The sequence below is a fragment of the Enterobacter cloacae complex sp. SHL012 genome, from assembly GCF_049237505.1.
GTDB classification, from domain to species: domain Bacteria; phylum Pseudomonadota; class Gammaproteobacteria; order Enterobacterales; family Enterobacteriaceae; genus Enterobacter; species Enterobacter kobei.
This window is the reverse complement of the sequence record NZ_JBMKIZ010000001.1, coordinates 884201-896646: the sequence shown is the minus strand read 5'-3', so window position 1 is coordinate 896646 and position 12446 is coordinate 884201. Positions and strand designations below refer to the sequence as shown.

General features: G+C 54.6%; 10 protein-coding genes. 5 read left to right on the top strand and 5 right to left on the bottom strand.

All coding sequences use genetic code 11. The features are described 5' to 3' along the window. Window positions 1-304: 304 nt before the first annotated feature. Window positions 305-1246 carry a VirK/YbjX family protein gene (locus ACOTY9_RS04290; RefSeq protein WP_023338430.1) on the bottom strand — a complete coding sequence of 314 codons (942 nt, stop codon included), beginning with the start codon at window positions 1244-1246 and terminating at the stop codon, window positions 305-307. 167 nt (window positions 1247-1413) lie between these two features. Here ACOTY9_RS04290 and pphA point away from each other — a divergent pair, with 167 nt between their 5' ends. Further along, window positions 1414-2058, top strand: a complete 645-nt coding sequence (gene pphA / locus ACOTY9_RS04285; protein ID WP_348565426.1) for a protein-serine/threonine phosphatase — start codon at window positions 1414-1416, stop codon at window positions 2056-2058. 34 nt (window positions 2059-2092) lie between these two features. Here pphA and ACOTY9_RS04280 read toward each other — a convergent pair whose 3' ends face one another. The 4 genes from ACOTY9_RS04280 to yebS all read right to left on the bottom strand — a co-directional run bounded on the left by ACOTY9_RS04280 (window position 2093) and on the right by yebS (window position 7842). Next, window positions 2093-2332, bottom strand: a complete 240-nt coding sequence (locus tag ACOTY9_RS04280; RefSeq protein WP_008500472.1) for a YebV family protein — start codon at window positions 2330-2332, stop codon at window positions 2093-2095. 104 nt (window positions 2333-2436) lie between these two features. After that, window positions 2437-3879, bottom strand: coding sequence for a 16S rRNA (cytosine(1407)-C(5))-methyltransferase RsmF (rsmF, locus tag ACOTY9_RS04275; RefSeq protein ID WP_032636207.1), 1443 nt, complete (start codon window positions 3877-3879; stop codon window positions 2437-2439). A 77-nt stretch (window positions 3880-3956) separates the two neighbouring features. Further along, window positions 3957-6590 carry a PqiB family protein gene (locus ACOTY9_RS04270; protein WP_348565428.1) on the bottom strand — a complete coding sequence of 878 codons (2634 nt, stop codon included), beginning with the start codon at window positions 6588-6590 and terminating at the stop codon, window positions 3957-3959. Continuing rightward, the gene (gene yebS / locus ACOTY9_RS04265) at window positions 6559-7842 is read right to left on the bottom strand and encodes a membrane integrity lipid transport subunit YebS (protein WP_023337425.1); all 1284 of its coding nucleotides are present in this window, start codon (window positions 7840-7842) and stop codon (window positions 6559-6561) included. Before yebS ends, ACOTY9_RS04270 begins: the two co-directional genes overlap by 32 nt. Window positions 7843-7974: 132 nt before the next feature. Here yebS and ACOTY9_RS04260 point away from each other — a divergent pair, with 132 nt between their 5' ends. The 4 genes from ACOTY9_RS04260 (at window position 7975) to htpX (ending at window position 12398) form a co-directional block, all read left to right on the top strand. Then, a complete protein-coding gene (locus tag ACOTY9_RS04260) occupies window positions 7975-8472 on the top strand; it encodes a GAF domain-containing protein (protein ID WP_348565430.1) in 498 nt (165 codons plus the stop codon). A 96-nt stretch (window positions 8473-8568) separates the two neighbouring features. Further along, the gene (gene proQ, locus ACOTY9_RS04255; RefSeq protein WP_014884292.1) at window positions 8569-9255 is read left to right on the top strand and encodes an RNA chaperone ProQ; all 687 of its coding nucleotides are present in this window, start codon (window positions 8569-8571) and stop codon (window positions 9253-9255) included. 19 nt (window positions 9256-9274) lie between these two features. Continuing rightward, complete coding sequence (gene prc / locus ACOTY9_RS04250; RefSeq protein WP_045268888.1) at window positions 9275-11323, top strand: carboxy terminal-processing peptidase; 2049 nt, start codon at window positions 9275-9277, stop codon at window positions 11321-11323. A 193-nt stretch (window positions 11324-11516) separates the two neighbouring features. Continuing rightward, the gene (gene htpX / locus ACOTY9_RS04245; protein ID WP_014884290.1) at window positions 11517-12398 is read left to right on the top strand and encodes a protease HtpX; all 882 of its coding nucleotides are present in this window, start codon (window positions 11517-11519) and stop codon (window positions 12396-12398) included. Window positions 12399-12446 lie beyond the last annotated feature (48 nt).

Sequence of the window (12446 nt, the reverse complement as noted above, 5' to 3'; positions counted from 1 at the left end):
GGACTGGAAAACCTGGCGTCGTCATCTATTCTTAAAAGGCAAGGCGACTTAGCCTGCATTAATGCCAACTTTTAGCGCACGGCTCTCTCCCAAGAGCCATTTCCCTGGACCGAATACAGGAATCGTATTCGGTCTCTTTTTATCTGTATGAAAGACAATACGTTACGCCTTTTATCATCTTTATGCAGCGGATGCATCCTGTGCGACTTCGTAAAACATATCACAACACCGCAGGCGGAAGTCCAGCCCTTTTTGCCTGTTTTGTTAAATTTTTGTGAGCAATTAAGGAAAGTCAGCGCCGTGCTTAAAAGCGGGATTTTACCGACGCCTCAATTTCATCAAGCAATTCAAAACGACGGCGGTATTCCGCACGCTTCTTGCTCGCGATCTCGTCGAGAGATTTGCGTTCCATCTGCAGCGGGAGTTGCCAGCAGAAGCCGGAGACCTTTTTACCGCCCAGAGAATCCCAGAATTCGTCATAGCTGGCGTGGAAATGGCGGCCTTTGCTGAGGCGATAGCGCAATGCGCGGAAAACGTGTCCCTCGTCGCTGACGGCAAAAATCGCCTTAACAGATGACTGTAAGGCCAGCTGGAAAAGAACTTCCATCAGCACGCGTTTAGGGAACAGGCCGTGACAGGCGCGGGTGGATTGTTTAATGACGTCCCGCGACACGCAGCGGCGGGGGCCCTGAAGCCCGCCAATTACTATTACGCGTTGTCCGTTGCTGCGGGCTACGCTAAAGGTCAGGCTGGCAAGCAGCGTATCCTCGTTATCGCGCAGCCACAGCGTGCTCTCACCTTCGCGCTCGGCTTTCCCGGCAGAGGATGCATTAACCGTATAGATCACGCCCTCTTTTGCATGGAACTGAACAACGGTTTGTTCCTGCGGGCTGGTCAGCGCCTGGGCGAGGGTGCGCTCTTTCAGGCTATCGATCCAGTAATAATGGTTAACGATAGCGTCGGCGCGATCGTTCGCGGTCAGGCCACGCATCAGATACTGCCGATGGGTCTTGCTGGGCAATGTAATTTGAGCGGCGAGCAGTTTGTCGAAATCGTCACGCCCTGAAAGGGCTTCCAGCATGCGACGGGTGGAAGACCAGAACAGAAGCGAACGTAAAAGGAACTTCAGCCGATAATCGCGTTTTCGCCAGATGGGTCCCGGGACACGTTCGCCGTTCACCAGCTCGGAAATTATATTTGTGCGATGTGGGTAGAACACATCGTTATGCAGGTGTGTATTAGACACGTGAAGATCCCTCGTTTTTTTCTGCCTCTATTCTAAGGAGCCAGGAATAAGGGATTAATAGCGTGAGGATCTTTATTTCTGGTTGGTTTACCGTTTGTTTGACTTTGTCAGGACCGCTCCCGTCTTTTGCTTTTTATACGGCGGCTATACTGTTTAAAGGAGGCCTTATGTATCAGCGAATAGAGGGTGGGATGTGGCGTCACGTCTGGGTTGTCAGCGATATACATGGCTGTTATCAGTGGCTTATGGACGAACTGAAACGCCGCCATTTTAATCCGTATGAGGATTTGCTTATTTCCGTTGGCGATTTGATCGATCGCGGTCCTGACAGCGTAAAAACACTGCAGCTCATCAATGAGAAATGGTTCAGAGCCGTGCGGGGTAACCATGAGCAAATGGCAATGGATAGTCTGGACAATAATGATTCTGCGCTGTGGGCGATGAATGGTGGAGTGTGGTTTACGCGCCTTGATCGCGAGCAGCAGGCGCTGGCGCGAACGTTACTAAACGCCTGCCGCGAATTGCCGCATATTATCGAGATAACCTGCGCAAACGGTCTCAATGTTATTGCGCACGCAGATTACCCCGCCGCGGAATACCGCTGGCAAAAACCGGTGAGCGCCCAGCGCGTGCTGTGGGATCGCGACAGGTTGATGGGCTTTATGGTGGGCAAAGGGCAGGGGATTAGCGGTGCGGATCATTTCTGGTTCGGGCATACGCCCGTCGACAGGCGGTATGATTTTGAAAACCTGCACTATATTGATACCGGAGCGGTGTTCGACGGTTACTTCACGCTGGCACAGCTACAGTAATAAATAACCCGCCTTCGGGCGGGTTCTCTTTAGATCAGGCAAGGCGCATGACCCAGGCATCGGTTTTGCTATCGTAATGCTCACGGTAAAGAACAGAGTGTTCACCATCAAGTATCGCCGGGACGCTGGTATCCGCATCCCATGCGTCGAGTTGCATGCACAAATCCGGGTCGGATTTGCAGGGAATACTTAACGTTCGATCGCCTTGTGCTTCGCCGCGCAGCTCTGCGTCGTCGATCTCAAAAGCGCCAATACGCACGCTGGTTTTCGTCATAGTGCTCTCCGGGTCGGTTTTCAGAATCTGGTATGACCAGTATGGGCATCCATTTTTGATCGTAGACAAGGAGAGCAAAATCGCCAGTAAAAAAATGCGCTTTTTTAGTCGGTGGGACTGTTACCCGTAAACAACCGGCCATCGCGGACCAGCTCCCGCGGATAACTATTTTTCAGCCGCGAGCCGACCTTTTTCGCCAGACCCAACGGGAAGCCCTGATACGTCACAATAACCTCATCCTGAGACGGGGTGGTTTCCGGGTAAACGTCGCGACCACGATACCACTCTTCGGCTTCCTGATGCGTCAGTTCAAACGTGTTATCGCTGTCCGCCAGGGCGATGACCGCTTCGTGCTGCCAGCGGTACCCTTTATTATGCACTTCCGCCAGGCGGATCCCGATACGTGAAAAACGGACTTTGCCAATAAGCGGCTCAATGGGTGCCGGGAACAGCCATATCTCTTTATCACGCATCCAGAGGTGCAGATTCTCATCCCAGATCAGCCCAACCTTGTTGGCGGCGGCTTTAAGTTGCACAGCATCGCGGCCTTTCAGCGGGGCGAACGGGAAATTGCCGACCTTGAATTTCGGGGCTGGCAGGGGAGCCACCGCCTGAGTTTTGCGCAGACGAGCCACAAAGAACCCTTCGCAGTCGTAAATCTGCGGGAACACGTGCAGGAAACCTTCCGGCGTGGCGGCCTCATCTGCCGTGGCAAACAGATCGTTAAGTGGCAGGAACTCAACGGCATCCGGGTATTGCGCTTTCAACCACAGACAGACGTCTTCGTTTTCATCGCGGTTGAGGGTACAGGTGGAGTACACCAGCGTGCCGCCGGGGCGCAGGGCGTGAAAGGCGCTGTCGATCAGTTCGCGCTGCGTGGCAGCGATCTCAAGATTGCTTTCCACAGACCAGTTCTTTAACGCATCGGGATCTTTACGCACCACCCCCTCGCCGGAGCAGGGGGCGTCGAGCAGAATGGCATCGAACGCTTCCGGCAAGGCGGCGCCAAACACGCGTCCGTCAAAATGCGTCAGGGCGACATTCTGGATACCGCAGCGGCTGATGTTGGCATGCAAGACTTTCACGCGGCTGGCGGAAAATTCGTTGGCAAGAATCGCCCCGTGATTACCCATCCGGGCGGCAATTTGTGTGGTTTTCGAGCCGGGCGCGGCGGCAACGTCCATCACGCGTTCAGGTGTGTTGCCTTCTGCGAACAGGGCGGCAACCGGCAGCATCGAACTGGCTTCCTGAATATAAAACAGACCGCTCAGATGTTCTGCGGTACTTCCCAGCGGCACGGCATCTTCGTCATCGCGCTCGATCCAAAACCCCTCTGCACACCAGGGCACCGGCGTAAGCTGCCAGTTGTAGGGGGAAACCAGCGTCAGAAAATCATCAATGCTGATTTTCAGCGTGTTGACGCGAATGCTCCGGCGTAACGGACGCTGGCAGGCGGCGATAAAATCATCTAACGACAGGTGAGAGGGGAGCGCCTCGCGCATTTGCGCAAGGAATTGTTCAGGAAGAAATACGGAGTTTTGAGCCACGTGCACACCACAGGGAAAAGTTCAGGTGCGCAGTGTAACATAAAGGCTCCGGCGCGTTGACACCGGAGCCTTTCAGATTAACGCGGCAGGGCCGTTCCCCATTCACGCCACTCTTTCGGTTCGCTTTCGAGCAGCAGGAAGTGTTTCCCCGACTGCGCTTTTGGCGCCAGTGGCGTGCCAGGCGGGGTGGCAAACGCAATACCGCCACGGATGAACTGGTTGAAGGTACCGGTTTTCACCACGCCCCCCGTCAGGCCGAAGTCCAGCGAGTAGCCAGATGCCAGCCAGAATACCGAGTTATTTCGTACCAGGTGCTGGTAACGGTCGCTGATACGTAACGCCACCATCACGCGATCGGAGAGCGTACCAAGCGTCAGACCCGTTACCGTACCTACCTCAATACCGCGGAACAGAACCGGCGTGCCTATGCCAAGTGAGCCTGCTTCCGGGACTTCCACCACAATGCTCAGGCCACCGAGGTAGCGCGAATCGGTGATGGTGGCTTCCTGCAGTTCGAAATCACGCCGTGCATTGCCCTGGCCGGGTTCGACGTTGATATAGGGCTGCAGAATAGTGTCGAGATGTTCAACGCCTGCGGCCGAAATCTGCGGCGTCACCACCGAGAAGCGGGAACCGGTGCGGGCGAAGGTCTGCACATATTCCGGGTAGAGCACCGCGGTGGCCTGTACCTCGTTGCGGGAGGTGATCAGCGTCAGCTTCTGGATCTGGCCGATATCAATGCCCAGGTAGCGAATCGGCATGCCTTCCGCCAGCTTACCGGCATCAAACGCGTGCAGGGTAATCTGCCCACCCACGGCACGCGCGGCGGTTTCGGACGGGAAGAGAATACGCTTATCGCCCTTACGCAGGTTTGCGCCTGCACCGCTGAGGTTATCGAAGCTAATGGCGCCGCGCAGCGCGCGTGAGAGCGGGGAGGCCTGCACGGTCAGCCCGTTACCGTTAAGCTGAACTTTCGCGCCGCCTTCGGCCCAGAAGACGCTGTTTGGCGTCAGCAGCTTGCGATACTCCGGCTTGATATGCAGTTCGATATCAAACGCGTCCGCACGCGGGCGAACGGCGATCACTTCCCCGACTTCAAACTTGCGATACAGCACCACAGAACCTGCCTGGACGTCCGGTAGCGTCTCGGCGCTCAAGGTCAGCGTGGTCGTCGGCAGATCGCTCAGGCTGTTTTCAATCGCTTTGTCCAGGTTGGCATACAGCGGGTAATTTTCGCGGATGGGGCCTTTATCGCCCGGCAAAATGCGAATGCCGCCGTTAACCCATTCGCTGGCACTGGCACCAAGGAACTCTACGCCGTCCAGGCCTACCTTCACATCGACGCGGCTGTTCACCACGAATTTACTGTCGCCATGGACGAGGTTGCTGTATTGCGGATCGATCGCTACCGAGAAGCTCACGCCGTTTTCGGAAAGCGTTCGCTCCAGAACCTGACCCACCTGGACACCGTGGAGGATTAGCGGCTGACCGGCTTCAATACCATAACTTTCGGGTGCATTTAGCGTAACCGTCACAACGCCCGGTTTTTGCAGCAGGGCTTTATTCGCCGGGGCGATCACGAAGTTGTTGCTTGGCTTTCCTTCTCCGGGGATCAGTTCAAACGTGTTGCCGGTCAGCAAAGTGCTGAGACTGGCATCGTTCAGAGAGAGCTTCGGACTGCGCATCTCGATACGCGTTTTCTCGCGCAGGAGATCGACCACGCTGGGGTCGACGGTCATTTCGCCCGTCACCGAGCCGCCAGGGTTGAGCGTCATTTTGGTGAGCTGACCTACCTGCAGACCCTGATACATCAGCGGTGTTGATCCGGCTTTCAGACCTTTCGCATCGGGCAGAACAAGTTTGACGATCACCCCTCGCTGGCTGTGCGCCAGATCAGCGTACAACCCGAACGTATCATCGGCAGCAGCAGGGCTGGAGTTCTCCGGGGAGTCAAAGGCAATCGCCCCGTTTACCAGCGCGGCCAGGCTCTCCAGCTTCACTTTAGCACCGCTCAGGCTGAGGTCGGCATCTACGCCAGACACGTTCCAGAAGCGGCTGCCTTTTTTCACAAGGTTGGTGAATCGGCGTTCGATCAGCACATCGATGGTCACGCCCTGTTTGTTCGGATTGATGGCGTAATCGTAAACGCGACCCACCGGAATTTTTCGGAAATAGACCAGCGAGCCACTGTTCAGTGAGCCGAGATCCGGCGCCTGCAGATGGATCATCAGATCGCCGTTATTGAGACGGTATTTTGGCTGCGTATCCAGCGCGACAAAGTGATCCTGCGGTTCGCCCTTGCCTGGCATCATACCGATGTAGTTACCGCCAACCAGCGCATCCAGCCCCGAGACACCCGCCAGAGACGCCTTCGGCGTGACCAGCCAGAACTGCGTTTCGCTGCGCAGCGCGTCCTGCATGTCCGATTTAATGCTGACCCGCACCTGAATTTTGTTCAGCCCTTTTCCGAGTGAGATGTCCTGAACCGTACCGACTTCAACCCCCTGAAAACGAACGGGGGTTCGTCCGGCGACAATGCCGTCGGCGGTCTGGAAATCAATGGTGACGGTACTTCCGCGATCTTCATAGCTCGTCCAGATAAGCCAGCCTGCAATCATCAGGGCGATGACAGGCAGCAACCAGAATGGCGAAATGCGGCGTTTAGTTTTAATTCTCGCTTCAGTCGGCGAAGCGGGGGTTTCCTGACTCATGTGCATCCCAAAGTAAGCGGCTATCCAGCCATTCCACAGCAAGAATAGTCAATATCACCGCAGAGCCGAAATAAAAAGCTGCGGGTCCCATAGTAAAAGCAAGTAACTGGTCGCGATTGATCAGCGACATCATCAGCGAAATCACAAACAGATCCAACATGGACCAGCGGCCAATCCAGGTGACAAATCGCAGAAGCAGTATTCGGGTTCGTAATCCTTGTTCACACTTAAAGTGAATGCTGATGAGCAGGGTGAACATCACCACGACTTTGGTAAAAGGAACCAGGATACTGGCGATAAAGACGATGGCCGCCACCCCAACGTTGCTGTGTGCCAGGGAGATAATGCCGGAGAGGATTGTATCCTCCTGACGGGCACCATTCACGTAAATGATGGAAATCGGCAGCATATTGGCGGGGATCAAGAACACCAGGGAGGCAATCAGCGCCGCCCAGCATTTTTGCAGACTGTTATTGCGTCGATGCAGCAAGGGTATGTGGCAGCGCGGACAGCGCCCACGGGGATCGGGCAACCCGGTGTAATGGCATCCCAGACAGACGCGGAGATTCTCATCCGGACGGGTGGCAGGGCGCTGAGGGTAAAAACGCTCCCAGAGCTGCTCAACGTTCAGGTGGATCAGCGTCAGGATGCTGAGCAGCACCAGGCAGATAAAGGCAAAAAGCCCGACGCCCGGCTGCAGAAAAGCATAATCCTGCACTTTAATTGATGCCACACCCACACCGACCAGATAGATATCCAGCATCACCCACTCTTTGAGTTTATCCAGCATCAGCAGCACAGGGCGAAGATTCATCCCCAGGATGTTGCCAAACCACAGATAGGCAATGGCTGCAACCAGCACCAGCGGCGCGCCAACGGTGCAAAACAGCACCATGGCAGCGGTAATCGGATCGCCCTGGCGGGTCATCTGCCAGATCCCCTGCAGCACGTTGGCATCAATGCGTACGCCAAGCAGGTAGAGCTTCAGCAGGGGCTCGGTCCAGGCGAAGGGCATCAGCAGCAGCATGGTGACGGCCATGGCGGCCAGACGGGTTAACGACCAGTCTCGGCCGTCACGAATTTTCGCGTCACATCGGGGGCAAAAGGCACTTTGGTGCGATTTCATCTTCGGCAACATAAAAAGCGTATCGCACTGGGGGCAACGCTGATAATGTGCACGAGGCAAAGCGTCTCTTACCGTATGGACCGTTATCTTTTTTGTCGGCGTAATTTTGGTTGTTTTTAAGGCCATCAGCTGCGCACAAATAAGTATTGTTGAACGTTATATTAACTCATGAACGGATTCATCTTGAGCATGAGCGCATTTAATGCTTATTTTAATAGGCTATGCGGTAATTTTGTAAGACAACTAAGTGATTGAATAATGAACAAAACAGAATTCTACGCGGATCTGAACCGCGATTTTAAGGCATTGATGGCGGGTGAGACCAGCTTCTTAGCCACTCTGGCAAATACTAGCGCATTGTTGTTCGAACGTCTCTCTGACGTGAACTGGGCTGGCTTTTACCTCCTGGAAGGTGACACGCTGGTACTTGGCCCGTTCCAGGGCAAACTGGCTTGCGTGCGTATTCCGGTAGGGCTCGGTGTATGCGGTACTGCGGTGGCCGAGAATCAGGTACAGCGTGTGGAAGATGTTCATGCGTTTGACGGGCATATCGCCTGTGATGCCGCCAGTAATTCTGAGATCGTACTGCCGCTGGTGGTAAGAAATCAGATTATTGGCGTTTTGGATATCGACAGCACCGTCTTCAGTCGCTTCTCAACCGAGGACGAGCAAGGGCTGCGCGAGCTGGTGGCGAATCTGGAAAACGTCCTTGCCGGCACCGATTATCAAAAATTCTTTGCGAGCGTCGCAGGATAATCAACGGATAACGTAGCATTTACTGATAGCGTCATTATAATGACGCCTGTTCATGCCTGCGCTTGTTGGCAACGTCCGTTGTAATCAGGAAATTTCATGGAAAATCAACCTAAGTTGAATAGCAGTAAAGAAGTTATCGCATTTCTGGCCGAGCGTTTCCCGCAGTGCTTCAGCGCGGAAGGTGAAGCTCGTCCCCTGAAAGTCGGTATTTTTCAGGATCTGGTAGCGCGCGTTGAGGGGGAAATGAACCTCAGCAAAACTCAGTTGCGTTCTGCCTTACGTCTTTATACTTCGAGCTGGCGTTACCTGTACGGTATCAAACCGGGCGCGACTCGCGTGGATCTCGACGGCAACCCTTGTGGTGAGCTGGACGAGCAGCACGTTGAACACGCACGCAAGCAGCTTGAAGAAGCCAAAGCACGCGTTCAGGCACAACGTGCAGAACAGCAAGCGAAAAAACGCGAAGCCGCAGCGGCAAACGGCCAGGAAGAAGCGCCTCGTCGTGAGCGTAAACCGCGCCCTGCGCCGCGTCGTCACGATAATAACGATCGCAAACCGCGTGCAGACAAACCAGCAGCCAAAGCCCCACGTGCGCCTCGTGAAGAGCCGCGCCATACCCCGGTTTCTGACATCAACGCGCTGAGCGTGGGTCAGGCGCTGAAGGTCAAAGCGGGCAACAATGCTATGGACGCCACCGTACTGGAAATCACCAAAGATGGCGTTCGTGTACAGCTGACTTCTGGTATGTCAATGATTGTACGCGCAGAACACTTGTTGTTCTGAAACGGAGGCCAAGCCTGGCATGAACACTTTTTTTAAGCTCACCGCGCTGGCGGGTCTGTTTGCTATAACAGGCCATGCTTTCGCAGTGGACGATATCACGCGTGTTGATCAAATTCCGGTACTCAAGGAAGAGACGCAGCACGCGACGGTGAGCGAGCGCGTGACGTCTCGTTTCACCCGCTCGCACTATCGTCAGTTCGATCTCGATCAGGCCTTTTCGGCCAAAATCTTTGACCGCTATCTGAACTTGCTGGATTACAGCCATAACGTTTTGCTCGCCAGTGATGTCGAGCAGTTCGCTAAGCGCAAATCCGAGGTGGGTGATGAGTTGCGGTCAGGCAAGCTGGATCTTTTCTACGACCTCTACAACCTGTCGCAAAAGCGCCGCTTTGAACGCTATCAGTACGCCCTGAAAGTGCTCGAACGTCCGATGGACTTCACCGGCAACGACAATTTCAATCTTGATCGCAGCAAAGCGCCGTGGCCGAAAGATGAAGCCGAGTTGAATGCGCTGTGGGACGGAAAGGTCAAATACGACGAACTGAGTCTCAAGCTGACCGGCAAAGATGAAAAAGAGATCCGTGACACGCTGACGCGTCGTTACAAATTTGCCATTCGTCGTCTGGCGCAGACCAACAGTGAGGATGTCTTCTCTCTGGCAATGACGGCCTTTGCGCACGAAATCGATCCGCACACCAACTATCTCTCCCCGCGCAACACCGAACAGTTCAATACCGAAATGAGCCTGTCTCTGGAAGGTATCGGTGCGGTACTGCAGATGGACGATGATTACACCGTGATCAATTCCATGGTGGCGGGTGGCCCGGCCTCCAAAAGCAAAGCGATCAGCGTAGGTGACCGCATTGTTGGGGTCGGACAAACCGGTAAAGGCATGGTCGATGTCATTGGCTGGCGTCTTGACGACGTGGTTGCGCTGATTAAAGGTCCGAAAGGCAGCAAAGTTCGTCTGGAAATTCTGCCAGCGGGTAAAGGCACTAAAACCCGTATCGTTACCCTGACCCGTGAGCGTATCCGTCTGGAAGACCGCGCGGTGAAAATGTCGGTGAAAACCGTGGGTAAAGAGAAGGTGGGTGTCCTGGATATCCCTGGCTTCTACGTAGGGCTGACCGACGATGTGAAGGTTCAGCTGCAGAAACTTGAGAAACAGAACGTCAGCAGCGTCATCATTGACCTGCGCAGCAACGGCGGTGGTGCGCTGACAGAAGCGGTATCGCTCTCTGGCCTCTTCATCCCGTCTGGCCCTGTGGTTCAGGTGCGTGATAACAACGGTAAAGTCCGTGAAGATGCCGACAACGATGGTGTGGTCTACTACAAAGGCCCGCTGGTCGTGCTGGTCGACCGCTTCAGTGCGTCTGCGTCTGAGATCTTTGCCGCGGCAATGCAGGACTACGGCCGTGCGCTGATCGTGGGTGAGCCAACCTTTGGTAAAGGCACCGTTCAGCAGTATCGATCGCTGAACCGTATCTACGATCAGATGCTGCGTCCGGAATGGCCTGCCCTGGGTTCAGTGCAGTACACCATTCAGAAGTTCTACCGCGTCAACGGCGGCAGTACGCAGCGTAAAGGCGTCACGCCGGACATCATGATGCCGACAGGTACGGAAGAGACCGAAACTGGCGAGAAGTTTGAAGATAACGCGTTACCGTGGGACAGCATCAATGCTGCGACCTATGTGAAAGCGGGTGATATGACGCAATTTGGCCCTGAACTGCTGAAAGCGCATAACGACCGCATCGCGAAAGATCCGGAATTCCAGTACATCATGAAGGACATTGCGCGTTTCAATGCCCTGAAGGATAAACGGAATATTGTTTCTCTGAACTACGCCCAGCGTGAGAAAGAGAACAACGAAGACGATGCCACGCGTCTGGCCCGTATCAACGACCGCTTCAAGCGTGAAGGTAAGCCTCTGCTCAAGAAACTGGACGATCTGCCAAAAGATTACCAGGAGCCGGATCCTTACCTGGACGAGACGGTGCATATCGCCCTCGACCTGGCGAATCTGGAAAAAGATAAGCCTGCCGAGCAACCCGTTCCGGCGAAATAATCCCCCAACAGGCACAAGAAATTGTGCCTGTTTCTTTTTGTTCCGCATCCTTCCGTCAGGCAGATTTCCAATTGTGTAAAGTTGTGTCTTTCTGGTGACTTACGCCCTCCAGATGCTTGAAAATAGCCGCAATACCCATACGATGTGGGTAATCGCATAGTGCGCTTTGTTAAACTGAGGTTAAAAGAAAATTATGATGCGAATCGCGCTCTTCCTGCTCACCAACCTGGCGGTGATGGTGGTTTTCGGGCTCGTGCTAAGCCTGACAGGAATTCAGTCGAGCAGCGTTCAGGGTCTGTTGATTATGGCGCTGCTGTTTGGTTTTGGTGGCTCGTTCATTTCCCTGCTGATGTCAAAGTGGATGGCGCTGAAATCCGTCGGCGGTGAGGTGATTGAGCAGCCGCGTAACGATATGGAACAGTGGCTGATGAATACGGTGGCTCAGCAATCCCGTCAGGCCGGGATCGCCATGCCGCAGGTGGCCATTTATCATGCGCCCGATATTAACGCGTTTGCCACGGGTGCCCGTCGTGATGCATCGCTGGTTGCTGTCAGCACCGGGTTGCTGCAAAACATGAGCCGTGACGAAGCCGAAGCGGTCATCGCTCACGAAATCAGCCATATTGCCAACGGCGACATGGTGACCATGACGCTGATTCAGGGCGTGGTGAACACCTTCGTTATCTTTATCTCCCGTATCCTGGCGCAGATTGCGGCGGGCTTTATGGGCGGCAACCGTGATGAAGGTGAAGAGAGCAACGGTAACCCGCTGATCTATTTCGCCGTGTCGATGGTGCTGGAACTGGTGTTCGGTATTCTGGCGAGTATTATCACCATGTGGTTCTCGCGCCACCGTGAATTCCACGCGGATGCCGGCTCTGCGAAACTGGTGGGACGCGAGAAGATGATTGCTGCCCTGCAGCGCCTGAAAACCAGCTACGAGCCGCAGGAAGCGAACAGCATGATGGCCTTCTGCATCAACGGTAAATCAAAGTCGCTCAGTGAGCTGTTTATGTCTCACCCGCCGCTGGATAAACGTATTGAAGCGCTGCGCAGTGGGGAATACCTGAAGTAACGCGAAGCGTCACAATAAGCCGGGCAGGCGTATTCTCCGCCCGGCTTT

Coding starts and splice junctions, on each gene's coding strand:
- pphA (WP_348565426.1), top strand. CDS start 1,414: ATGTATCAGCGAATAGAGGGTGGGATGTGGCGTCACGTCTGGGTTGTC.
- ACOTY9_RS04280 (WP_008500472.1), bottom strand. CDS start 2,332: ATGACGAAAACCAGCGTGCGTATTGGCGCTTTTGAGATCGACGACGCA.
- ACOTY9_RS04270 (WP_348565428.1), bottom strand. CDS start 6,590: ATGAGTCAGGAAACCCCCGCTTCGCCGACTGAAGCGAGAATTAAAACT.
- yebS (WP_023337425.1), bottom strand. CDS start 7,842: ATGGCCTTAAAAACAACCAAAATTACGCCGACAAAAAAGATAACGGTC.
- ACOTY9_RS04260 (WP_348565430.1), top strand. CDS start 7,975: ATGAACAAAACAGAATTCTACGCGGATCTGAACCGCGATTTTAAGGCA.
- proQ (WP_014884292.1), top strand. CDS start 8,569: ATGGAAAATCAACCTAAGTTGAATAGCAGTAAAGAAGTTATCGCATTT.
- prc (WP_045268888.1), top strand. CDS start 9,275: ATGAACACTTTTTTTAAGCTCACCGCGCTGGCGGGTCTGTTTGCTATA.
- htpX (WP_014884290.1), top strand. CDS start 11,517: ATGATGCGAATCGCGCTCTTCCTGCTCACCAACCTGGCGGTGATGGTG.